At 69.2% G+C, this 22,921-nt stretch carries 23 protein-coding genes and 3 tRNA genes; 6 read left to right on the forward strand and 20 right to left on the reverse strand.

Going from position 1 to position 22,921, the window contains the following annotated elements; translation table 11 throughout:
* Positions 1–41: 41 nt before the first annotated feature.
* Positions 42–1,220, forward strand: coding sequence for a M20 metallopeptidase family protein (locus tag ACZK5N_RS06825; RefSeq protein WP_459020322.1), 1,179 nt, complete (start codon positions 42–44; stop codon positions 1,218–1,220).
* 25 nt (positions 1,221–1,245) lie between these two features.
* Here ACZK5N_RS06825 and ACZK5N_RS06830 read toward each other — a convergent pair whose 3' ends face one another.
* The 8 genes from ACZK5N_RS06830 to ACZK5N_RS06865 all read right to left on the reverse strand — a co-directional run bounded on the left by ACZK5N_RS06830 (position 1,246) and on the right by ACZK5N_RS06865 (position 4,585).
* Positions 1,246–2,313, reverse strand: coding sequence for a UDP-N-acetylmuramate dehydrogenase (locus ACZK5N_RS06830; protein ID WP_459020418.1), 1,068 nt, complete (start codon positions 2,311–2,313; stop codon positions 1,246–1,248).
* A 7-nt stretch (positions 2,314–2,320) separates the two neighbouring features.
* Positions 2,321–2,728 (reverse strand): MaoC/PaaZ C-terminal domain-containing protein, encoded by a 408-nt coding sequence (locus tag ACZK5N_RS06835; protein WP_459020323.1) that lies wholly within the window; start codon positions 2,726–2,728, stop codon positions 2,321–2,323.
* Complete coding sequence (locus tag ACZK5N_RS06840) at positions 2,721–3,146, reverse strand: FAS1-like dehydratase domain-containing protein (protein WP_459020324.1); 426 nt, start codon at positions 3,144–3,146, stop codon at positions 2,721–2,723. Before ACZK5N_RS06840 ends, ACZK5N_RS06835 begins: the two co-directional genes overlap by 8 nt.
* 124 nt (positions 3,147–3,270) lie before the next feature.
* Positions 3,271–3,441, reverse strand: coding sequence for a 50S ribosomal protein L33 (rpmG, locus tag ACZK5N_RS06845; RefSeq protein ID WP_458994554.1), 171 nt, complete (start codon positions 3,439–3,441; stop codon positions 3,271–3,273).
* Between the two features lie 48 nt (positions 3,442–3,489).
* Positions 3,490–3,565: transfer RNA gene (locus ACZK5N_RS06850), tRNA-Met, on the reverse strand.
* A 33-nt stretch (positions 3,566–3,598) separates the two neighbouring features.
* Positions 3,599–3,671 (reverse strand) — tRNA-Thr (locus ACZK5N_RS06855).
* Positions 3,672–3,725: 54 nt separating this feature from the next.
* Positions 3,726–4,436 carry a purine-nucleoside phosphorylase gene (deoD, locus tag ACZK5N_RS06860; RefSeq protein ID WP_459020325.1) on the reverse strand — a complete coding sequence of 237 codons (711 nt, stop codon included), beginning with the start codon at positions 4,434–4,436 and terminating at the stop codon, positions 3,726–3,728.
* A gap of 67 nt (positions 4,437–4,503) precedes the next feature.
* Positions 4,504–4,585, reverse strand: a tRNA-Tyr gene (locus ACZK5N_RS06865).
* Between the two features lie 123 nt (positions 4,586–4,708).
* Here ACZK5N_RS06865 and ACZK5N_RS06870 point away from each other — a divergent pair.
* Together ACZK5N_RS06870 and ACZK5N_RS06875 are read left to right on the forward strand one after the other, a co-directional pair.
* Positions 4,709–5,200: a YajQ family cyclic di-GMP-binding protein gene (locus ACZK5N_RS06870; protein ID WP_459020326.1), complete on the forward strand. Its 492-nt coding sequence runs from the start codon at positions 4,709–4,711 to the stop codon at positions 5,198–5,200.
* A 9-nt stretch (positions 5,201–5,209) separates the two neighbouring features.
* Positions 5,210–6,112 carry an exodeoxyribonuclease III gene (locus ACZK5N_RS06875; RefSeq protein ID WP_459020327.1) on the forward strand — a complete coding sequence of 301 codons (903 nt, stop codon included), beginning with the start codon at positions 5,210–5,212 and terminating at the stop codon, positions 6,110–6,112.
* Here ACZK5N_RS06875 and mptB read toward each other — a convergent pair.
* The 4 genes from mptB to ACZK5N_RS06895 are packed head-to-tail and all read right to left on the reverse strand — an operon-like array spanning position 6,102 to position 8,853.
* Positions 6,102–7,580, reverse strand: coding sequence for a polyprenol phosphomannose-dependent alpha 1,6 mannosyltransferase MptB (gene mptB, locus ACZK5N_RS06880; protein WP_459020328.1), 1,479 nt, complete (start codon positions 7,578–7,580; stop codon positions 6,102–6,104). The genes ACZK5N_RS06875 and mptB overlap by 11 nt on opposite strands.
* Positions 7,573–7,896: a 4Fe-4S binding protein gene (locus tag ACZK5N_RS06885; protein WP_459020419.1), complete on the reverse strand. Its 324-nt coding sequence runs from the start codon at positions 7,894–7,896 to the stop codon at positions 7,573–7,575. Before ACZK5N_RS06885 ends, mptB begins: the two co-directional genes overlap by 8 nt.
* A gap of 2 nt (positions 7,897–7,898) precedes the next feature.
* Positions 7,899–8,468 (reverse strand): NADH-quinone oxidoreductase subunit C, encoded by a 570-nt coding sequence (locus ACZK5N_RS06890; RefSeq protein ID WP_459020329.1) that lies wholly within the window; start codon positions 8,466–8,468, stop codon positions 7,899–7,901.
* Complete coding sequence (locus ACZK5N_RS06895; RefSeq protein ID WP_459020330.1) at positions 8,449–8,853, reverse strand: NADH-quinone oxidoreductase subunit B; 405 nt, start codon at positions 8,851–8,853, stop codon at positions 8,449–8,451. The genes ACZK5N_RS06890 and ACZK5N_RS06895 overlap by 20 nt, the downstream gene beginning before the upstream one ends.
* A gap of 120 nt (positions 8,854–8,973) precedes the next feature.
* On the opposite strand from ACZK5N_RS06895, the gene ACZK5N_RS06900 reads away from it, so the two are divergent.
* From ACZK5N_RS06900 to ACZK5N_RS06910, 3 genes are read left to right on the forward strand one after another with little or no spacing between them, the layout of a single operon-like run.
* Entirely contained in the window at positions 8,974–10,845 is a 1,872-nt protein-coding gene (locus ACZK5N_RS06900; RefSeq protein ID WP_459020331.1) for a 2-oxoacid:acceptor oxidoreductase subunit alpha, read from the forward strand.
* Complete coding sequence (locus ACZK5N_RS06905; RefSeq protein ID WP_459020332.1) at positions 10,845–11,882, forward strand: 2-oxoacid:ferredoxin oxidoreductase subunit beta; 1,038 nt, start codon at positions 10,845–10,847, stop codon at positions 11,880–11,882. Before ACZK5N_RS06900 ends, ACZK5N_RS06905 begins: the two co-directional genes overlap by 1 nt.
* A gap of 53 nt (positions 11,883–11,935) precedes the next feature.
* Positions 11,936–13,885, forward strand: a complete 1,950-nt coding sequence (locus tag ACZK5N_RS06910; protein WP_459020333.1) for a M13 family metallopeptidase — start codon at positions 11,936–11,938, stop codon at positions 13,883–13,885.
* 47 nt (positions 13,886–13,932) lie between these two features.
* Here ACZK5N_RS06910 and ACZK5N_RS06915 read toward each other — a convergent pair whose 3' ends face one another.
* The 8 genes from ACZK5N_RS06915 to nuoH are packed head-to-tail and all read right to left on the reverse strand — an operon-like array spanning position 13,933 to position 22,921.
* Positions 13,933–14,898, reverse strand: a complete 966-nt coding sequence (locus ACZK5N_RS06915) for a polyprenyl synthetase family protein (RefSeq protein WP_459020334.1) — start codon at positions 14,896–14,898, stop codon at positions 13,933–13,935.
* Positions 14,899–14,916: 18 nt separating this feature from the next.
* Positions 14,917–16,491 (reverse strand): NADH-quinone oxidoreductase subunit NuoN, encoded by a 1,575-nt coding sequence (nuoN, locus tag ACZK5N_RS06920; protein WP_459020335.1) that lies wholly within the window; start codon positions 16,489–16,491, stop codon positions 14,917–14,919.
* The gene (locus ACZK5N_RS06925) at positions 16,488–18,002 is read right to left on the reverse strand and encodes an NADH-quinone oxidoreductase subunit M (RefSeq protein WP_459020336.1); all 1,515 of its coding nucleotides are present in this window, start codon (positions 18,000–18,002) and stop codon (positions 16,488–16,490) included. The genes nuoN and ACZK5N_RS06925 overlap by 4 nt, the downstream gene beginning before the upstream one ends.
* Positions 18,003–18,018: 16 nt before the next feature.
* Complete coding sequence (gene nuoL / locus ACZK5N_RS06930; protein WP_459020420.1) at positions 18,019–19,875, reverse strand: NADH-quinone oxidoreductase subunit L; 1,857 nt, start codon at positions 19,873–19,875, stop codon at positions 18,019–18,021.
* 58 nt (positions 19,876–19,933) lie between these two features.
* A complete protein-coding gene (nuoK, locus tag ACZK5N_RS06935; RefSeq protein WP_459020337.1) occupies positions 19,934–20,233 on the reverse strand; it encodes an NADH-quinone oxidoreductase subunit NuoK in 300 nt (99 codons plus the stop codon).
* Positions 20,230–21,051 carry an NADH-quinone oxidoreductase subunit J gene (locus ACZK5N_RS06940; protein ID WP_459020338.1) on the reverse strand — a complete coding sequence of 274 codons (822 nt, stop codon included), beginning with the start codon at positions 21,049–21,051 and terminating at the stop codon, positions 20,230–20,232. The genes nuoK and ACZK5N_RS06940 overlap by 4 nt, the downstream gene beginning before the upstream one ends.
* Positions 21,048–21,605 carry an NADH-quinone oxidoreductase subunit NuoI gene (nuoI, locus tag ACZK5N_RS06945; protein WP_459020339.1) on the reverse strand — a complete coding sequence of 186 codons (558 nt, stop codon included), beginning with the start codon at positions 21,603–21,605 and terminating at the stop codon, positions 21,048–21,050. The genes ACZK5N_RS06940 and nuoI overlap by 4 nt, the downstream gene beginning before the upstream one ends.
* Positions 21,605–22,921, reverse strand: coding sequence for an NADH-quinone oxidoreductase subunit NuoH (nuoH, locus tag ACZK5N_RS06950; RefSeq protein ID WP_459020340.1), 1,317 nt, complete (start codon positions 22,919–22,921; stop codon positions 21,605–21,607). Before nuoH ends, nuoI begins: the two co-directional genes overlap by 1 nt.

The raw sequence follows: 22,921 nt of genomic DNA on the forward strand, positions 1-22,921 counted from the left end.
TGCGGCCCCCGTTCATCGTCGAAGGCCTAGACTGGGTGGCTATGACGTCGGCCCTGCTCAGCGCCCTCATCGAGGGCATCGACCGGGTGCTTCCCGACGCGGCGGCGCTGCGGCGCGCCATTCACGCCGAGCCGCACCTGAGCGGCGAGGAGGAACCCACCCGCGACACGTTCGTCCGGGCGGCCGAGTGGACCCACTGGACCCACCTGGCGCACACGGGCGCCTGGGCCCGGCTGGGGCCGGCGGGGCCGGCGGTGGGGCTCCGCGCCGAACTGGACGCGCTCCCGGTGACGGAGTCGACGGGGATCGAATGGGAGTCGCGGCGGCCGGGCGTCATGCACGCCTGCGGCCACGACGTGCATCTCGGCGCGCTCTGGGCCCTGATCACGGCGGCCCGGGATCTTGATCTGCCCGTCGGCATGGTGCCCATCCTGCAGCCCCGGGAGGAGGTGACCCCGGCGGGCGCCGGGGACATCGTCGCCTCCGGGCTGCTGGACGATCAGGAGATCGAGGCCATGGTCGGCGTGCACGTCCAGCCGCAGGTCGAACGCGGCGTGGTGTCCACCGGCGCCGGCGCGGTCAACGCCGCCTACGACGAGTTCGAGATCGTGGTGCGCGGGCGCCCGGGGCACGGCGCCTACCCGCACGTGGCCATCGACCCCATCACCACACTGGCCAGCATCGTGACCGCCGTCTCCGGGCTGCCCACGCGGATCATCGACCCCACCCACCCAACGGTGGTGTCCATCGGCCAGATCTCCGGCGGGACGGCGGCCAACATCATCGCCGACGAGGCCCGCTGCCGTGGCACCATCCGGACCTACTCCGACGACGACCGCGCCCTCCTGCACGACGCCATCGCCCGCACCGCCGACGCCGTGGCGTTGGCGCGGGGCGCTGCGGCGGGGACGCGCTTCATCCACGGCGGGCCGGCGCTGGTCAACGACCCGGGGCTGGTGCGGCGGCTCGATCCCATCCTCGCGGCCATGGGCGTCATCGTGGCGGAGACGCCGTTCCGGTCCTGCGGCTCGGACGACTTCGGGGAGTACGGCCTGGCCACCGCCTCCGTGATGTGCTTCATCGGGACGGGGCGGGCCGACGGGGTGGGCCTGCACCACGGCGCCTTCCTGCCCGGCCGGGACGCGTTGCGGCTCGCCGCGCACACCTTCGCAGCGGGCTACGTCGCGGCGGCGCAGGCGGTGCTGGAGCGTCGGGACTGACGCGTGCCCCGCACCGCATCCCGGGTCAGAGGCTGAGCCCCACCAGGTTGACCTCCGGGACCAGTCGGACCCCGAACCGCTGCTCCACCCCGTCGCGGACCTCGCGGGCCAGCGCCACCAGGTCTGCCGCGGTCGCGGAGCCCCGGTTGGTGAGGGCCAGCACGTGCTTCGACGACAGGGCGGCGCGGGCGTTGCCGTGCCCCCTGGCGTAGCCGGCGTGCTGGATGAGCCACGCCGCGCTGGTCTTGACCGTGCCCTCGTCGGTCGGGTAGCGGGGGGCGTCGTCCGGCAGCGCGGCGGCCTGATCGGGGGTGAGGAGCGGGTTGGTGAAGAACGACCCCGCGCTCCACGTGTCGTGATCGGCCTCGTCGAGCACCATGCCCTTGCCCGCCCTGATCGCCAGGACCGACTCGCGGACCCGCGCCGCGGGTGCGCGCCGTCCGGGTTCGGTGCCCAGGTGCCGGGCCAGCTCCGGATAGGCGATCGGCGCGCCGAGGGACCCGAGGGGAAGCTGGAAGCCCACCTCGAGCACGACGAAGCGGCCGGGTTCGCGCTTGAACCGGGATGTGCGGTACGCGAAGCCGCAGTCGCTGAGGGGAAATGTGCGCTGGGTGCGGTCCCGGCGGTCCCAGGTGCGCACCGACGTGATGGTCTGCGAGACGTCCGCGCCGTAGGCGCCGACGTTCTGGATGGGGGTGGCACCGACCGAGCCCGGGATGCCGGAGAGCGTCTCCAGCCCGCTCCACTCCTGCTCGACGGCGTACGCCACCACGTCGTCCCAGTTCTCGCCCGCCGCGACCCTGATCGCCGCCCCGCCGCAGGTGGACACGTCCGCGTCGAGGCCGCTGAGCGCCACCCGGACCACGGTGCCGGGGAAGCCGTCGTCGGCGACCAGCAGATTGGAGCCACCGCCGAGGATGAGCAGCGGCTCTCCGGCGGTGTCGCAAGCCGTGACCAGGTCGATCAGCTCGCGCTCCGTCGTCGCCACCTCGAACCGCCGGGCCTCACCGCCGACGCGCAGCGTCGTGTGGTCCGCCAGGCGGGCCGAGGCCGCGACCTCCGGGCTGCCGGTGTCCACCGACAGCCGGTCGATCCGGCACTCAGTCAACCCGCACCTGGACCCTGGCCGCACCCAGGACCGCCTCGTCGCCGCACGTGGCGGTCAGCGAGACGGTGGCCAGGCCGTCGGCCACGTGCGTGACCGTCGCGGCGTACAGCACCTCGGTGCCCTCGTCCGTGTCCGGCACGACGACGGGGCGCGTGAAGCGGACGAAGTAGCTGACCACGCGCGCCGGGTCGCCGATCCAGTCCGTGACCACCGTCAGGCCGGCCCCCATGGTCCACATCCCGTGGGCCACCACTCCGGGCAGTCCGATGGCGCGGGCGTGGCGGTCCGAGAAGTGGATCTCGTTGAAGTCCGTGGAGGCCCCGGAGTAGCGCACCACCGTCGAGCGGGTGACGCGGACCCGCAGGGGCGGCAGCTCAAGGCCGGCGTATGCCTCAGGCATCGTCATCCTCCCGGGTGTGCATGAGGGTGGAGCGGGCCTCACAGGCCGTGACGCCGTCCACGGCGAGGTCCACCAGGACCGTGATCATGTCCAGGGCGCCACGCCCGCGCACCTTCTCGATGCTGAGCTCGGCGACGACGGCGTCCCCCGGGCGCAGCGGCCGGTGAAACGTGAACGTCTGGTCCGTGTGCATGGTGCGGTTGAGCGCCAGGCCCAGCTCGTCGTCGGCGAAGAGGCTCCCCCATGCCTGGGCCGCGATGACGGCGGCGAAGGTGGGCGGAGCGATGGGATCCTCCCCGGAGTAGGCGGGGTTGGCGTCACGCAGCGCTTCGGCGAACTCGGCGATCTTGGCGTGGCTGACCACATAGGGCGGGGCGGCCGGATAGCGGCGCCCGACATGCTCGGAGGTGATGGGCATGGGCGCAAGGCTACCGGCACCCGCGGCGCCGCGTCGGCCCTGCACAGTTGCGCGGTCGGCGTGTAATACGCAACGAGACCGGCCACCGTGGGGTGGCCGGTCTCGGCGTATGCGGGGGAGGAGCTCAGCGGGTCTCGCGGTGCGCCCTGTGGGTGCGGCAACGCGGGCAGAACTTCTTGATCTCGAGGCGATCAGGATCGTTGCGGCGGTTCTTCTTGGTGATGTAGTTGCGCTCCTTGCACTCGGTGCACGCGAGCGTGATCTTCGGACGAACGTCCTGACTCTTCTTGGCCATGGTCACATTCCTTAGTTGGCTTCGCGCGGAGCGCTGGTGTGGCGGTTGTGGTGACGAGGGCGGGATTCGAACCCGCGACACAGCGATTATGAGCCGCTTGCTCTACCGACTGAGCTACCCCGTCAGAGTTCCGTCCCGATGTTCCGGGAAAGAACCGAGCCCCCATGCGGAATCGAACCGCAGACCTTCTCCTTACCATGGAGACGCTCTACCTACTGAGCTATAGGGGCCAGCCGACGACCAACCATACACGCCGTCCGCCAGCGGCCACAAATCGCCGTGGGTCAGGCCTTCAACGCCGCGACCGCCACCTCGAGGGCGCCCTGGAACAAGGTCTCCCGCTCGTCCGCGGAGAGGTCCGAGGAGCCGTCCTTCAGGTGATCCGAGACGGTCAGCACGGCCAGCGCCTCGGCGTTGTTGGCCAACGCGCAGGCGTACAGGCCGGCGGCCTCCATCTCGACTCCCAGCGTGCCCAACCTGTCGAGGCCGGGGATCACGTCCGTGCGGGAGGAGTAGAAGAGGTCACTGGTGAACACGGCGCCCACGTGGACCGGCCGACCCTGGCCGCGTGCGAACTCGACGGCGCCGCGCAGCATGTCGTAGGACGCGGCCAGCGACAGGGACACCCCCGGGATGTCGATCGTCGACACCGCCGAGTTGGTGTGCGCCGAGGACGCGACGATCACGTCCTTCACCGCGACCTTCGACGAGATGCCGCCGCAGGTTCCGACGCGGCAGATCCGCTTCACGCCGAACTGCGAGAAGAGTTCGGTGGCGTAGATCGACAGTGACGGAACGCCCATGCCGGAGGCCATCGCCGTCATCGGCACCCCGTCGACGGTGCCCGTCCAGGCCGCGATGCCGCGGACGTCCGAGACGAGTCGGACGTCGCGCATGCGGGTGTTCGCGATGCGCTCGGCCCGCCGGGGGTCTCCGGGCATGATCACGAGTGGTGCGATGTCGCCGGGCTCGCAGGCGATGTGTGGGGTGGCCATCGTCGGCCCCTCTCTGGCGGTGGGTGAAGCAGAACTAGGCCCCGAACCAATCCGATTCGAGGCCTAGTGGCAGGTGTTGGATTTGAACCAACGTAGGCTACGCCGACGGTTTTACAGACCGCTCCCTTTGGCCACTCGGGCAACCTGCCATGCCGGGAATCCCGGCGACGCACGAGCATATCAGCGCCCGCGCCACATCGCCAACGCACCCTCCCACCCGCGCGGCTGGCAGAATGGTCGGACACCTACAGAGCCCCGCAGGAGGCACACCCATGGCCGCAGACAGCTCGTTCGACGTCGTGAGCAAGGTCGACCGTCAGGAGGTCGACAACGCCCTCAACCAGGCCGCCAAGGAGGTCAGCCAGCGCTTCGACTTCAAGAACACCGACGCCAGAATCGTCTGGTCGGGCGAGAACATCGAGATGGAGGCCGTGTCCGAGGAGCGGGTCAAGGCCGTCCTGGACGTGTTCCAGTCCAAGCTCGCGCGCCGGGGCGTGAGCCTCAAGGCGCTCGACGCCGGGGAGCCCCGCGCGTCCGGCAAGCTGTGGAAGATCACCGCCACCACCAAGCAGGGCATCCAGCAGGAGGACGCGAAGAAGATCTCGAAGCTGCTGCGCGACCAGGGCCCCAAGGGCGTCAAGTGCCAGATTCAGGGCGACGAACTGCGCATCACCTCAAAGAGCCGCGACGACCTCCAGACCGTGCAGACGCTCATCAAGGAGCAGGACTACGACTTCGCGGTCCAGTACGTCAACTACCGCTGACTCTCCCCCATGCGCATCGGCACCCATAACGTCAACGGCATCCGCGCCGCCCTCAGGCGAGGGTTCCGCCCCTACTGGGACCGTACCGCCGCGGACGTGATCGCCCTGCAGGAGGTCCGGTGCCGCGTCGACGACCTGCCGCTCGAGGCCTTCCACGGCTACCACGTCACCCTCGACACCGGACTCACGGCAGGGCGCAACGGCGTCGCGGTACTGACCCGGGTGAGGCCGGCACGCGTCCGGGCGCTCGACGGCACGGCGTGCCAGTTCGGACCTGACCTCCAGCCCGAGTACGTGCCGGCCGAACGCATCGTCAACCGCGACCTCGCCCGCTTCGCCACCGAGGGCCGCTACCTCGAGGTCGACCTGGCCGACGCACCACTGCGCGTCGCGTCGGTCTACCTCCCAAAGGGCGCCGCGTGGCCCCACGAGGAGGGTGGCGAGGTGAAGTACCAGCGCAAGATGCGCTTCATGCGCGGGTTCGCCCGGCTCCTGACGTCGTCGCGGCGGGAGGCGGCGGCCGAGGGGCGCGAGTTCCTCGTCATGGGGGACTTCAACATCGCCCACACCCGCCAGGACCTGCGCAACTGGCGCACCAACCAGCGGTCCGAGGGGTTCCTGCCGGAGGAGCGCGAGTGGTTCAGCTCCATCCTCAGCCCCCGGAGCCTCGTCGACGTGGTGCGTCACGTGCACCCGCAGGCGGAGGGTCCGTACAGCTGGTGGTCCTGGCGTGGCCAGGCCTGGGCCAACGACGCCGGCTGGCGCATCGACTACCACCTGGCCTCGGCCGCGCTGGCCAGGAGCGCCACGGCCGCCTGGGTGGGCCGCGAGCCCAGCTACGACGAGCGCGTCAGCGACCACTCCCCCGTCGTCGTGGACTACGCGCCCCCGACGACGCCTCTCACGCCCTGACCGGCTGCGGCTCCTCCATCGGTTGGCTCAGCTCATGGGTGTGCATCATCCAGTAGGCCGCCGCGAACAGGACCAGCACCAGGATCCACGGGCCGTTGCGCAGCCCGAACGTCATGGCCGCGAATCCCAGCAGGACGACCGTGATGACGATCGCTGCCCGCAACAGCCTGGACGACGGGTGCGCCATGGGCAGCAGCACCGCCCCCCACAGCAGGTACCACGAGTGCAGCGCCGGCGCGCAGAGGGCGAACCAGAGGAACGAGTACGCGAGGAAGTGCAGCGGCCGGCGCCCCAGGTGCCGGTACGCGAACACGGCGATGCCCGCCACCGACACCACGGCGCCGACGGCGCGCACGACGGTGACCACAGCCCGCCCGCTCGGGTCCAGACCCAGAAGCGTGGCGGGGTATTGGAGGGCGTGCCCCAGCAGCGTGAAGGGCGAGACGGTCTCGGCCATCCCGGGGACGTTCATGGCGTTGATCCATCCGAATCCCATGCCTGAGCCCACCGAGATGAGGGCGAACACCCCCACGGCCAGCGCAAGCGACGCGAGTGCCTTCCCGGCCGCCCAGGCGACGTCGCGGGGATGCCACGACGTCCACGGCGTGACCAGGAAGGGCAACGCCACCGCCGCGAGGAAGGCGGGCTGCTTGATGGCGGCGGCCACCCCGATGACGAGCGCCGCCGCCCACCACCGTCGCCAGCGCATCGCCAGCCAGATGCCCAGCACCATCAGGCCCACCATGAGCGCGTCGTTGTGGGCGCCACCCACGAAGTCGATGATCAGGATGGGGTTGAGGACGGCGAACCAACTGGCGGCGGCGTGGTCCACCCCGACCCGGTGGGCGATCCGGGGCACCAGCGCGCCGATCAGGACCACGCCCACGAGCGCCGGCACCCGCATGAGAACGGCGGACACGAACGGGTCGAGGCCCGCCACCAGGACGATCCCGTGGCTCATCCACAGCGACAGCGGCCCGTAGGGCGCCGTCGTCTCCCGCCACACCCACGCCACCTGGTCCGCGTAGTACCCGGGGAGAATCCCGGGTCCCACCTGGTACGGGCTGAGGTTGTTGTGGATCAGCCACCCGTGCGCGGCGTAGGAGTACGCGTCGTGGGAGAAGATCGGCGGCCCGGCCGCCAACGGCAGGGCCATGATGGTGAGCACCGCCCAGTGCCTGAGCTGCGGCTGCCCCATCGCCCGGCGCCGGGCCGGTCGCAGCCGGAACCAGGCCTCCAGCAGCAGCGCCAGACCCACCAGTGTGGTGACGGTGCCGACGACCTTCGTGGTGGCTCCCTCGATTCCCAGGCCGCGCAGCACGTCCCACATGGGCGAGGCCTGCGGGAGATAGGCCGGGCTCAGCGAGCCGAGGAGGATGCCGAAGGTGCCGATGAAGCCGAACCAGACGGCGCGCGTGGACGCCGCCTGTCTGAGATCACGGGCCGCCTGCGCGAGAGGGCTACTCACCGCCCTCCCGTCGGGGGGCCAACTGATCGCGGCGGTGCACCAGGTCCACCAACCGGTCCGCGGAGGGCACGTGACCGCCTCCCCACTCCAGGGCGTCGGTGGGGCACTGCTCGATACACACCCCGCAGTACATGCACAGCGCCCAGTCGATGGCGAAGGTGTCGAGCACGTTGTGCGTGCGGGGACGAGCCCCGGGCGCTGGGACGCTCTGCTCGAGGTGGGACGTCAGCGTGATGCACCACGTGGGGCACTCGCGCGCGCAGATCATGCAGGACGTACAGCGCTCCTCGATCAGCGCGATGGAGCCGTGGGCCACGCTCACGTGACCCTCCTGACCCGGCTCCCGGTCGCCGACAGCGCGATGTCGGCCGGTGTCGCGGCCGGATCCGCCACGACCGCGGGGTCCGGGACCCCGGGTGGGACCAGCTTCCGCCGGCCAGGCGACTGCTCGGACTCGCCGGGCTCCAGCGCCCCCGGCCAGTGGCGGGTCTGCCGGGGCTCCAGCAGGGCGTCCTTGCGCAGCGGGGCACCTCCGGCGTGGTGGATGAGCGGACGGTTGTCCGCGCCGTCGAACTGCACGCCGAAGAAGTCGTGCACCTGGCGCTGCAGCCACGCGGCACCGGGGTACAGGTCCGCGACATCCGGCAGGTGGGCATCGTCGCGCGGAGTGAGGACGCCCAGGTGGGTGCGGGCGCCGTCGTCTGGGTTCTCCAGCCACAGCAGCACGCGGATGTGGTCCGAGAGGCCCACGTCGTCGACGGCGGTGAGGTTGGCCAGGAACGTGAACCCCTCGGCGCGCGCGGCGGCGACCCTGCCGCGCCACGCCCCCGCGTCCACCATCTCCACGTTCGGGTGGGCGGCCAGGCGCTCAGAGGTCGAGGCGCGCACGGCGGACCCCCTCGAGGAAGTGGTCGAGCGCCTCCGGCGGCGGCGGGCAGCCCGCGATGAAATGGTCCACGGCCACCACCGACCCGGCCCCCGCGAGCACGGAGTAGGAGTCCCAGTACGGGCCTCCGGCACTGGCGCACGCCCCGAACGCCACCACCGTCCGATCGACCCGCAGCCGATCCAGGGCGTCCTGCACGGCGGGCACGAGCGGCGCCGTGAGGGTGCCCGACAGCGTCACGACCAGGGCGGCGCCCGGCGGAATCGACGACGGATCGACGGCGGGACGCTCCCCCGCTGCGGCCTGCGTCTCCAGCGCGCAGCAGGCCAACGGCACGTCGACGACGAACACCGTCGCGTCGTCGAACCAGTCGCGGGCAGCCAGCATGAGGGGCAGTCTACTTCTGCCCGTTCACCCTCAGCGCAACCAACGAGGCCGGGGGTTGGGGGCGAGAACCGTACACTGGGCCAGACGACTGACCCCGAGATTCCCTGAGGTAGATAGCACGTGGCTGACCAGCTCCCCCTCGACCGAGTAGTCATCCGCTTCGCCGGCGATTCCGGCGACGGCATGCAGCTCACCGGCGACCGGTTCACGGCAGAGACGGCGAGCTTCGGCAACGACATTGCCACGCTGCCCAACTTCCCCGCCGAGATCCGCGCGCCCCAGGGCACGCTTCCCGGCGTCTCCAGCTTCCAGCTGCACTTCGCCAACTTCGACATCGTCACCCCCGGTGACGTGCCGGACGTGCTCGTGGCGATGAACCCCGCAGCGCTGAAGGCCAACCTGCGTGACCTGCCCCGCGGCGGAGTGATCATCGTCGACACCGCGGACTTCACCAAGCGCAACCTCGCCAAGATCGGATGGGCGAGCAACCCGCTCGAGGACGGCACGCTCGCCAACTACTCGGTACACGCCCTGGACCTCACGGGCCTGGCCACCGGCGCCGTCGCCGAGTTCGACCTCTCCCGCAAGGACTCGTCGCGCACCAAGAACATGTTCGCCCTCGGGATGCTGAGCTGGCTGTACTCGCGCCCCACGGAGGGCACGGTGAAGTTCCTCACGCAGAAGTTCGCGAAGGTGCCGCTCATCCGCGACGCGAACATCGCGGCTTTCAACGCCGGCTACGCCTTCGGCGAGACGACGGAGGCGTTCGAGGTGCGCTACCACGTGGCGCCCGCCCCCATGCCACAGGGCCGCTACCGCCAGATCTCGGGCAACATCGCCACCGCCTACGGCCTCATCACCGGCGCCCACAAGGCAGGGATGCAGCTGTTCCTCGGCTCGTATCCCATCACCCCCGCCTCGGACATCCTGCACGAGTTGTCGCGGCGCAAGGACCTCGGCGTGATGACCTTCCAGGCCGAGGACGAGATCGCCGGCGTGGGGGCTGCCATCGGCGCCTCGTTCGCCGGCGCGCTGGGCGTCACCACGACGTCGGGCCCAGGCATGGCACTCAAGGGTGAGGCCATCGGCCTGGCGGTGATGACCGAGCTGCCCTTGGTGATCGTGAACGTGCAGCGCTCCGGGCCCTCCACCGGCATGCCCACCAAGACGGAGCAGGCGGACCTCATGCAGGCGCTCCACGGGCGTAACGGCGAGGCCCCCGTGCCGGTGCTGGCCGCCAAGTCGTCGACGGACTGCTTCGAGACCGCCATCGAGGCGGTGCGCATCGCGGTGAAGTACCGCACGCCCGTCATCATGCTCTCCGACGGCTACCTCGCCAACGGCGCCGAGCCGTGGAAGATCCCCGACCTGGACGCCATCGCCCCCATCGAGCCCGGGTTCGCCGTCGGCCCCAACGCCACCGACGAGAAGGGCAAGGACGTCTTCCTCCCCTACGACCGGGACCCGGACACCCTCGCCCGCGCCTGGGCCGTCCCCGGCACCCCCGGCCTCGAGCACCGCATCGGCGGCATCGAGAAGGCTGCCCGCACCGGCAACGTGTCCTACGACCCGGACAACCACGAGCTCATGACCCGCACCCGGCAGGCCAAGATCGACGGGATCGTCGCCGACATCCCAGACGTCGTCGTCGACGACCCCAGCGGACAGGCGCGCGTCCTCGTGCTCGGCTGGGGCTCCACCTACGGGCCGATCACCGCCGCCGCCCGCCGCGTCCGCCTCAGCGGACGCCACGTGGCGCTCGCCCACCTGCGGCACCTCAACCCCATGCCCGCCAACCTCGGCGACGTGCTGCGCGCCTACGACAAGGTGGTGGTGCCGGAGATGAACCTCGGCCAGCTCGCCTCCGTCCTGCAGGCCCGCTATCTCGTCGAGATCTCCAGCTACTCGCGCGTCCGCGGCCTCCCGATCTCGCTCAGCGAGCTCGAGGTGGACCTCATCGCCGAGATCGACGCACTTCAGGAGGAGAACTGATGACCACCGGCCTCGTCGGAGTTCCGCTGAGCCTTCAGCCACTGGGCAAGAAGGACTACACCAGCGACCAGGAGGTGCGCTGGTGCCCCGGGTGCGGCGACTACGCCGTCCTGTCCACCTTCCAGTCGATGATGGCCACGTTCGGCATCAAGCGGGAGAACACCGTCATCGTCTCGGGCATCGGCTGCTCGTCGCGGTTCCCGTACTACGTGGACACCTACGGGATGCACTCGATCCACGGGCGCGCGCCGGCCATCGCCACCGGTGTCGCGGTGACCCGGCCGGATCTGAACGTCTGGGTGGTCACCGGCGACGGCGACGCGCTGTCCATCGGAGGCAACCACCTCGTGCACGCCCTGCGCCGCAACGTGAACATCACCATCATGCTGTTCAACAACCGCATCTACGGGCTGACCAAGGGCCAGTACTCCCCCACCTCCGAGCTGGGCAAGGTCACGAAGTCCACCCCGTACGGTTCGCTGGACACGCCCTTCAACCCGGTGTCGCTGGCGCTGGGCGCCGAGGCCTCGTTCGTGGCCCGCACCATCGACTCGGACCGCGCGCACCTGACCGAGGTGCTGACTGCCGCCACGCAGCACCGCGGCGCCTCACTGGTGGAGATCTACCAGAACTGCCCCATCTTCAACGACGACGCCTTCGCCACGCTCAAGGGCCCCGAGGGCGCGCTGATCTCGCTCAAGCACGGGCAGCCCATCGTGTTCGCCGGCGGCGAGCAGTGCGTGATCCGGGACGCCGACGGGGACCTCAAGATCGTCGACACCGCCACCGCGGATCAATCCCGCATCGTCATCCACGACGAGACGCGGGCGGACCCGTCGCAGGCGTTCGCATTGTCGCGGCTCACGGAGACCGGCGTCCTCCGGCAGGCGCCCATCGGCATCTTCCGCCGCGTACCCCGCCCCAGCTACGACGACCTGCTGCGCGACCAGATCGCGGCAGTCCGGGCCGAAGACACGGGCGCCGCGCTGGCCGCTGTGATCGCGGGCCCGGACACGTGGGAGGCCGACGAGCGCTGATCCCCGACGGTCGCCGCGGTTCAGGGCTTCGCCCGCTCGCTAGGCTGGCGGGCATGACTTCTGCCATCACCTTCGAGCACTTCGACCCGGCCGTCCGGCCCCGCGACGACCTCTTCCGTCACGTCAACGGGACCTGGCTGCGCAGCGCGACCATCGCGCCGGACCGGTCGTCGGCGGGAGGTTTCGTCGATCTCGTGGAGCAGGCAGAGAAGGACGTGCTGGCGCTCGTCACCGAGCTGCCGGCAGGAGATGTCGCCACCGACGAGGGCAAGGTCGCGGCCCTGTACGCGTCCTTCATGGACACGGAGCGCGCCGAGGCCCTGGGCGCCACGCCCCTGCAGCCCGTGTTCGCCGCGATCGACGCCATCGGCTCGACGAGCGACCTGGCGGGCCACCTCGGCTGGTCGCTGCGCCACGGCCTCAGCCCTCTGGTCCACCTCTACGAAGAGTCCGACCCCGGCGAGCCCACCCGCTACGCCGTCTTCTCCTCCCAGGGTGGGCTCGGCCTGCCCGACGAGGCGTACTACCGCGAGGAGGGGCACGCCGAGATCCGCGAGCTGTACCTCGCCCACGTGACCCGGGTCCTCGCACTTGCCGGGTTCGCCGACGCCGCGGACCAGGCCCGGGCGGTCATGGACCTGGAGACCGCCATCGCGGCCCACCACTGGGACCGCGTCCGCCTCCGCGACCTCCGCGCCATGTACAACCCCACCTCCTACGACGACGTCGTGGCGGCCTCACCCGGCTTCGACTGGGACGCATTCCTCGCCGGGGCAGGCATCCCCCGGGAGAAGCTGACCGAGGTGATCGTCTCGCAGCCGTCGTTCCTCGAGGGCACCGCCCCCCTGCTGGACTCGACGCCGCTGGACGCGTGGCGCAGCTGGGCACGCTGGAAGGCGATCGCCGCACTGTCGCCGTACCTGTCGTCGGAGTTCGTCGAGGCCCGGTTCGACTTCTACGAACGCACCCTCAACGGCAACGAGGAGCAGCGGCCGCGCTGGAAGCGTGGCATCGCGTTCGTCGAGGGCGTGCTCGGCGAGGCGGTGGGTCGGGCCTACGTGGCGCGTCACTTCCTGCCAGAGGCCAAGCAGGCGATGGACGTGCTCGTCGCCAACCTGCTGGCGGCATACCGCGAGTCCATCGAGCGGCTCACCTGGATGACGGAGGAGACCCGCGCCGAGGCGCTCCGCAAGCTCGGCCAGTTCACCCCGAAGGTGGGGTACCCGTCGAAGTGGCGCGACTACTCCGCCCTCGAGGTGTCTCCGGACTCCCTGGTGCCCAACGTGCTGGCGGCCAACTCGTTCGAGTTGGACTACATGCTCGGCCGGATCGGCGCACCCGTGGATCGCGACGAGTGGCAGATGTTCCCGCAGACCGTCAACGCCTACTACCACCCGCTGCGCAACGAGATCGTGTTCCCGGCCGCCATCCTGCAGCCGCCGTTCTTCAACGCCGACGCCGACGACGCGGTCAACTACGGCGCCATCGGCGCGGTGATCGGGCATGAGATCGGCCACGGTTTCGACGACAAGGGTTCCACGTGCGACGGTGACGGCCGGCTGCGCGACTGGTGGCAGCCTGCGGACCGCGACTCGTTCGAAGCGCTCGCCGACCGGCTCACCGGGCAGTTCGACGGCCTGGTGCCGGAGGGCGTCGACAGCGGCTCGGTCAACGGGAAGCTCACCGTCGGTGAGAACATCGGCGACCTGGGTGGGCTCGGTATCGCCTACCGCGCGTGGCTGCTGGCCGGCGGGGACCCTGACGGGGAGCCGATCGACGGGCTCACCCCCGCACAGCGTTTCTTCGTGGGCTGGGCCCAGGCGTGGCGCGGCAAGCGCCGCCCCGAGGCGATGAAGGTACTCCTCGCCACCGACCCCCACTCCCCCGGCGAGTTCCGCTGCAACCAGATCGTGCGCAACCTGGACCCCTTCTACGAGGCGTTCGGTGTCACCCCTGAGGACGCCCTCTGGCTTCCCGAGGAGGACCGCGTCACCATCTGGTGACGCCGGCCGGGCCCCCGCCGTGGTTCCTCAGGGCAACCGGAGGGGAGTCAGGCGGTGCGGTCCACCAGGTCCGTGCAGACCTTGAGCAGCGCATCCTTGGCGACGCCGTCGGGCAACGGTGCCAGGTGGTTGCGGGCGAGGTCCGCGCGACGCTCCACCTCAGCCTTCGCCCGATGCATCACGGGGTGACTGCGAAGAGCGGCCAGCACCCGGGCGAGGGCTGCGTCTCCGCTCAGGTCTCCGTCGATCAGGGCCAACAACTCGGCGTCCGCCGGATCCTTCGACGCGCGGAGCATGAGCACCGGCAGCGTCGGCACGCCCTCCCGCAGGTCTGTCCCGGGAGTCTTGCCCGTCTTGGTGGAGGTGATGTCGATGAGATCGTCCGAGAGCTGGAACACCAGGCCGACCTCCTCACCGAAGGCCGCGAGCGCCTCCAGCACGGTCCGGTCCGCGCCCGCCACCATGCCGCCGAACAGCGCGGATGCCGCGATGAGGGACCCGGTCTTGTCCGCGATCACCTGGATGTAGTGCTCCAACGGGTCCTGTCCGTCCGCCGGGCCCTTCGTCTCGGCGATCTGTCCCTGCGCGAGGCGGGCAAAAGTCTCCGCCTGCAGCATCACGTACTCGACACCCAGCTCGGCGACGGTCGTCGACGCGCGCGCGAACAGGAAATCGCCCACGAGGATGGCCACCGAGTTGCCCCAGAGCCGGTTCGCCGACGGCGCCCCGCGGCGAAGGTCCGCAACGTCCATGACGTCGTCGTGGTACAGGCTGGCGACGTGCGTCAGTTCCATCACCATGGCCGCGCGCATGAGGTCCGCCTCGTCGACGTCCCCTCCGAACTCCGCGGCGAGAAACACCAGCAGCGGGCGGAACCTCTTGCCACCGGCGGCGATGATGTGCCGTGCCACCTCGGTCACGAACGGAGAACCGGCGACGGCCGACTCGACCAGCCGCTCCTCGAAAGAATCGAGAAGGGCATTCAGGTGCTCATCGAGCGGCGCGTCCGCCACGGGGTCTCCTAGTCAGGGTCAGCGAATGAACTGGGCCGCGTCCGCGATCAGCGCCAGCACGCCGCCGGGGATCAGGCCGAGCACAAGGGTAACCACTCCGGCGACGACAAGCACAGACCAGGTCCACAGCGAGGGTGTCTCCACGGTCCCGATCTCGTATTCGTTGGCGTCCTGGAACCACATGGCCACGACGACCTTGAGGTAGAAGAACGCGGCGATCACGCTCATCACCACCGCCACGAGGACCAACCAGCCGTAGCCGCCGGCCCAGGCGGAAGCGAACACCGCCAGCTTGCCGACGAAGCCCGACGTCAGCGGGATGCCGGCGAAGCTGAGCAGGAAGAGGGTCATGAGCGCTGCGATCACCGGGTTGCGGCGACCGAGGCCCTTCCACGCGTCGAGGCTGTTGGCCTCACCGCCGGAACGACGCACCATCGTGATGATGGCGAAGGCCCCGAGCGTGGCCACACCGTAGGTCAGCAGGTAGAAACCGATGGCTCCCACGCTGGAGATGCTCACGTCGTCGCCGGCCTGCACCGCACCCACGACACCGACCAGGATGAATCCGGCGTGCGCGATGGACGAGTACGCGAGCAGCCGCTTGATGTCGTTCTGGGCAAGGGCCACCGTCGCTCCGAGGAGCATGGTCACCACCGCCACCACCGCGAACATGAGCTGCCAGTCCCACCGCAGACCGCCGAGGGCGACGTAGAAGACCCGCAGCAGGGCCGCGACCGCGGCCGTCTTGGTGGCCACCGCCATGAATCCGGTCACCGGCGACGGGGCACCCATGTACACGTCCGGGGTCCAGGCGTGGAAGGGCACAGCGCCGATCTTGAACAGCAGGCCGACGGAGGTCAGCAGCATGCCCGTGAGCAGCAGAGGCGTGCTCCCCGAGCCCGCCGTGATCGCTGCGTCGATGGCCACCAGCTGGAACGCGCCCGAGTAGCCGTAGAGCATGGCCACGCCGTAGAGCATGATGGCCGAGGCGAGCGATCCGAGCAGGAAGTACTTCAAGGCGGCTTCCTGGCTGAGCAGGCGGCGACGACGCGCCATTCCGGTCAGCAGGTACAGCGGCAGCGAGAAGATCTCCACCGCGACGAACAGCGTCAGGAGGTCGTTGGCCGAGGCGAAGATCATCATGCCGAACAGCGAGAAGAGCAGCAGCGGGAAGACCTCGGTGTGCTCACGGCGGAGGCGATCAGCCTCACGCTCGAGCGGCGACCCGGGAACGGTGGCCGCGGAGGACGCGAAGGCGGACTGGCCGCTGCCCAGACCCCGCTCGGCGAACAGCGCCACACCCCCGAGCCCGAAGACCAGCAGGAGGCTCCAGAAGAAGAACGACGGGCCGTCGATGGCGAGGACGCCCATGGCTGCGATCTGCGGGGTGGCCTGGATCCAGTTGAGGATGGTCAGGCCGAGGGCCGCGACCACGCCGAGCGCAGCCAGCGAGGACTGCACGACGTAGCGCAGCTCCCGCGGCACGGCCGCCTCGATCAGCACGCCGAGGCAGGCGACGGCCAGGATCACCAGGAGCGGCGACAGCAGCATCCACTCCAGAGTGGGAGCAGCGATCTCCAACACGTTGATCATCGGTTGCCTTCCTTGACCTGCGGGGCGGGATCCTCGACTCCGACGACGGCCATCGTCTGGGCCGCCGTCTCGTCAGCCATCACCAGCACGGGCCTGGGCACGAAGCCGAAGACGATGAGGAGGATGAGGAGCGGGGCCACGACGGCCTTCTCACGGGCGCTGAGGTCGTGGGTGACCTGGGTGGAGACCTGCTCCGTGACGGGGCCGGTCATGGTGGTCTTGTACATGCGCAGCACGTACACCGCCGCCATCACCATGCCCAGGGTGATGACCGCCGTGTGGATCGGGTACCGCTGCCAGGCGCCGGCCATCACGAGGAACTCCGAGACGAAGCTGCCCATGCCGGGGAGCGCGAGCGCGGACAGGCCCGACATCAGCAGCACGCCGGCCAGGACCGGGGCCACCTTCTGCACGCCGCCGAAGGCGTCGATGTGCGCGGAACCGCGACGACGAATCAGGAACCCGACGACGAGGAACAGTGCCGCCGTCGACAGGCCGTGGTTGAACATGTAGAAGATCGAGCCGCTGATGGACTGGGAAGTGAGGGCGAAGATGCCGAACACCATGAACCCGAAGTGGCTGATCGAGGTGTAGGACACCAGGCGCAGCAGATCCGTGGCCCCGAAGGCCATGAAGGCCCCGTAGAGGACGGAGACGAGCGCCCAGATCAGGATCACCGGGGTGGCCCACTGGGTGGCCTCGGGGAACGCGGTGAGACAGATCTTCAGCATGCCGAAGGTGCCGATCTTGTCCAGGATGCCCACCAGAAGGGTGGAGGTGCCGGGGGTGGACTGCTCCGCAGCATCCGGCAGCCACGTGTGCAGCCCGGCGAGCGGTGCCTTCACCGCGAACGCGAAGAAGAAGCCGGCGAAGAGCCAGCGGCCCAACTCCGTGCTCATCTCGAGGCCGATGAGGTCCCCGATCAGGAAGCTGGGGCTGCCGGCCGCCGCGGTCACGGCGTAGACGCCCGCCACCGCCACCAGCATCACCAGGCCTCCGGCCAGGGAGTAGAGCAGGAACTTCATGGCGGCCGCGGACCGCTTGGGGCCGCCGAACCCGCCGATGAGGAAATAGGTGGGGATGAGGGTGGCTTCGAAGGCGACGTAGAACACCAGGATGTCGGAGGCCATGAAGACGAACAGCGCGAAGGACTGCAGCAGGAGCGCCAACGCGAAGAAGGTGGTGGTGTCCCAGCGGGCATCCGGCGCCTCGCCGACGCGCCACTCGGCGAGTAGCACGACCGGCACCAGGATGACGGTCATGAGGACGAGGACGGCCCCCATCCCGTCGAGGTCGAGCGCGTAGTGCGCGCCGATCTGCGGGATCCAGGCGACCTCTTCGGCCAGCGGCACGCCCCGGGCCTGCAGCACGACCGCGAGGACGCCGAGGATGGCGGTGGTGAGGGCGACGCCGTAGCCGATCAGCCTGCCGGCCGGGCCCTTCACGACGAACAGCACCAGCGCGCCGGCGAGCGGCACGAGGGCAAGGATGGTCAGTAGTGGCAATGGCATGTTCTTCGAATTCTCCTTAGCCCAGCTGACCGATGATCACGACGGCGGCGAGCGCGAGCACACCGACACCGAGGATGAGGCCGTAGCTGCGCACGTAGCCGTTCTGGCCCTTGCGCAACCAGGCCCCCAGGCCGCTCGCGAGGCTCGCGCTGCCCATGGCGACACCGTCGACGGCGCCGCGGTCGAACCAGGTGAGGCCGGAGGCCAGGCCCTTGGCGGGGCGGACGACGGCGTACTCGTTGAACGCGTCGCCGTACAGGTCACTGCGACCGGCGAGCACGAGCGGGTTGGCGGTGGCGGGGGCGTCGACGGGAATGTCGCGGCGGTGCAGCCACCAGCCGATCAGCACGCCGACGGCGACCACCGCCAATGTGGCCACGCCGACGGTGGTGAAGGTGAGCAGCCCGGTGGTGTGCTCCTCCTGGCCCGTCGAGGACGCGAGCCATCCCTGGATCCATCCGTTGAGGAACAGTCCCGCGACGAGCGACAGGGCGCCCAGCACCATGAGCGGCACGGTCATGACCAGGGGGGACTCGTGCGGGTGCACGTCCTTCTCCCACCGCTTCACACCGAAGAAGGTCATCATCATGAGACGTGTCATGTAGTAGGCCGTGACTCCGGCGCCGATGAGCGCCAGCACCCCGATGACGGTGTTCTCGTGGAACGCCGCCTCGATGATGTGGTCCTTCGAGTAGAAGCCCGCGGTGAACGGGAAGCCGATGATGGCGAGGTATCCCATCGCGAAGGTGATGAACGTGATCCGCATGCTCGACGACAGCGCGCCGTAGTGGCGCATGTTCACGTCGTCGTTCATCCCGTGCATGACGGAACCGGCGCCGAGGAACATGTTGGCCTTGAAGAAGCCGTGCGTGAGCAGGTGGAAGATCGCGAACGACGCCCCTGCCGGGCCCAGCCCGGCCGCCAGCATCATGTAGCCGATCTGCGACATGGTCGAGCCCGCCAGGACCTTCTTGATGTCGTCCTTCGACGAGCCGATCCATGCGCCCACCAGCAGCGTCACGGTGCCGACGATGGCCACGGCCGTCGTGGCGACCTCGGTCTGCTCGTAGATGGCGTTGGACCGCACCACCAGGTACACGCCGGCGGTGACCATGGTGGCCGCGTGGATGAGGGCCGACACCGGGGTGGGGCCCTCCATGGCGTCCAGCAGCCAGGACTGCAGCGGGACCTGCGCGGACTTGCCGCAGGCACCCAGCAGGAGCAGCAGGCCGATCAGCGTGGCCCACGCGGGGCTGAGCGACTCCGCGCCCGCGTTGACGTCGGCGAACTTCACGCTGCCGAACATGGCCAGCATGGTGAAGATCGCCATGCTGAGACCGAGGTCGCCCACTCGGTTGACGATGAACGCCTTGTTGCCGGCGGCCGCCGCGGACGGCTTGTGCGCCCAGAAGGAGATGAGCAGGAACGAGGCCAGGCCGACGCCCTCCCACCCGAGGAAGAGCACCAGGTAGTTGTTGGCCAGGACCAGCGTGAGCATGGCCGCGATGAAGAGGTTCAGGTAGGCGAAGAACCGTCGACGGCGGTCGTCGTGGGCCATGTACCCGATCGAGTACACGTGGATCAGCGATCCGACGCCGGTGATGAGGAGCACGAAGAGGATCGACAGGGGATCCACCAGGAGGCCGAACTCGATTGACCAGGAGCCGGTGGAGATCCACTCGTAGACGCTCACGTCGATCTGCCGCGCGTCCTCGGCGGCGCCGAGGAGCTGGACGAAGAGGACGAGGCCCAGGACGAAGGAGGCGATGGGGGCGAGGGTGGCCAGGAGATGGCCCCACCCGTCGGCCAGCCGGCCGGCCAGCAGCAGGAACGCAGCGCTGGCCAGCGGGATCGCGATCAGCAGCCACGCCATGGCGCCGGAGCCGGACAGGGCGGACACGGATTCGAGGAGTTGCACGCTTCTAAACCCCTTAGAACTTCATCAGGTTGGCGTCGTCGACGGAAGCCGATCGGCGGGCACGGTAGACGGCGACGATGATCGCCAGCCCCACCACGACCTCCGCGGCCGCCACCACCATGACGAAGAACGCCGCGATGAGGCCGTCCAGGTTGCCGTGGTAGTTGGCGAAGGCGACGAAGGCCAGGTTGGTGGCATTGAGCATGAGCTCGATGCTCATGAAGGCGATGATCGCGTTGCGGCGAAGCAGGAATCCTGCGATTCCGATCGCGAAGAGGATCGCCGAGAGAACGAGATAGCCCTCCGGGTTCATTCGTCGTCTCCTTCGGTCTCGTCGGTCCGGCCGGCGATGGCGGCGTAAGCCGAGGTGGTGGGCGAGCGCAGTTCGTTGACGTCGACGATGACGCCGCGCATGGACAACGTGTTCGACACCGACTTCTCAGCGATGGAACCGTCGGGCAGCAGCGCCGGCGTGGAGATCGCGTTGTGCCGGGCGAACACGCCGGAGCTGGGCAGCGCACCCGGGTGCACCCCCTCCTCCGAGTAGGCGCGGACCCGCTCCTGCAGGGACTCGACCTGCGAGGCCTTGCGCTTGAGCTGCTCGCCGTGGGCCAGGATCATGGCGCCGACTGCGGCGGTGATCAGGAGTGCGGCGGTGGCCTCGAAGATGAAGACGTACTTGGAGAACAGGAGTGCGGCCAGCGACTGGATGTTTCCTCCGTACTCCGCGTTCGCCGCGGTCAGGCCGGCGGGGGCGCCGTTGACGGCGAACTGCCCGACGCCCAGCACGAGGAGCGCGCCGAGCCCCACCGCGACGAGCACCGACGAGGCGCGGTGGCCCTTGATGGTCTCCACCACGGAGTCCGTCGAGTCCACGCCGACCAGCATGACGACGAACAGGAAGAGCATGAGGATTGCGCCCGTGTAGACGATGATCTGGATCACGAACAGGAACGGCGCGTCGTTGGCGGCGTACAACACCGCGAGGCTGACCATGACGCCGGCCATCCAGATGGCGGAGTGGACCGGCTTCCGCGACAGCAGCAGCCCCAGCGCGCACACCACCGCGATGGGTGCGCAGACCCAGAAGGCCACCTCACTGGCGGTCACCAGCGGAATCAAGGGCATCATGTGGCGGCTCCTGAGATTGTGGCGGTGCGGGTGTCCGGCGTGCCGGTCTCCGGCAGCCCGAGGAAGTAGGTCTGCTCGTTGTCGCCCAGTCGACGGGGGTGCGGGGGCTGCTCCATGCCGCTGAGCAGCGGGGCCAGCAGGTCCTGCTTCTCGTAGATCAGCTTGGCGCGCGTGTCGTCCGAGATCTTGAACTCGTTGGTCATCGTCAGGGCGCGCGTGGGGCAGGCCTCGATGCACAGGCCGCAGAAGATGCAGCGCAGGTAGTTGATCTGGTAGACGCGGCCGTAGCGCTCACCGGGTGAGTAGCGGTCGTCGTCGGTGTTGTCGGCACCCTCGACGTAGATCGCGTCCGCCGGGCACGCCCAGGCGCACAACTCGCAACCGACGCACTTCTCCAGACCGTCGGGCCAGCGGTTGAGCTGGTGCCGGCCGTGGAAGCGGGGCATGGTGACCTTCTCCGCGCCCTTCTTGTGCGGGTAGGACTGCGTGAAGGTCTTGCGGAAGATCGTGTTGAACGTGACGCCGAAACCGGCCCACGGATCTAGCAGTCCCATCAGGACTCCTTCCCTTCGGTGGCGGCTGTCGACATGGACTCATCGTCTCCACGGCCCGACACCACGCCGGCGAACTCCGGCAGGATCTGCCCCGGCCGGGGAGGCGTCGGGTAGCCGCCGGCGAAGGGGTCGAAGACCTCGTCGGTGGTCACCACGCGTGGCTCCGGCTGGTCCGAGACACGGTCCTTCCCGCCGAGGATGAGGTACAGGACCACGATGAGAGCCAGCGAGAGGCCGATGGTGTAGCCGGGGGCCACTGCGATCATCAGGATCCACACCAGGGAGATCGGGATGAGGCCCTTCCAGCCGAGGTTCATGAACTGGTCGTAGCGGAATCGCGGCAGGGTGCCGCGGAGCCACACGAACACCGAGATCAGCAGCTGGACCTTCAGGACGAAGAACACCGGGCCGAGCCACGGGTTGTTCATGAAGGGGATCAGGTTGAGCGGCCACGGGGGCAGGTATCCGCCGAGGAACAGCGTGGTGCACACGGCCGAGACGGTGGCCATGTTGATGTACTCGGCGAGGAAGAACATGGCGTAGCGGAAGCCGGAGTACTCGGTGAGGTAACCAGAGACGAGTTCCGATTCACATTCGGGAAGATCGAACGGCGCACGGTTCGTCTCCCCCACCATCGAGATGCCGTAGATGACGAACGACGGGAAAAGCAGGATGGCGTACCACCCGGTGATGCCCGGATCGAAGGTCATGTCGGTGAACGGCACGCGGAAGAGAATGGTCTGCCGCTGCGCCTCGACGATCTGCGCGGTGGACATGGCGCCCGCCTGCAGGAACACCGCCACCATCGACAGGCCCATGGCGATCTCGTAGGAGATCATCTGGGCCGTGGACCGGATCGAGCCGAGGAAGGAGTACGTGGAGTTGCCCGCCCAGCCGGCGAGCACGATGCCGTAGATGCCGATGGAGGCCACGGCCAGGATGAAGAGCGTGGCCACCGGGAGGTCCGTGACCTGCAGCCGGGTGGTGACGCCGAACATCTCCACCTCACCGCCGAACGGGATCACCGTCCAGGTGGTGAACGCCGCGACACCGGTGAGGATGGGTGCCAGGTTGAACACCCACTTGTCCGCGTTCTTCGGCCGGAAGTCCTCCTTGACGAGGAGCTTGGCACCGTCGGCGAGGGCCTGTCCGAGCCCGAAGGGGCCGTTCATGATGGGGCCGAGGCGGTGCTGCATCTTGCCGACCAGGCGCCGCTCGTACCACACGTTGAAGATGGTCCAGACCAGGAGGATGACGAACATCGCCACCACCTTGATCAGGATCAGCCACCAGGGGTCCTGGAAGAAGATGTTCAT

This window comes from Tessaracoccus pujii (assembly GCF_055326215.1).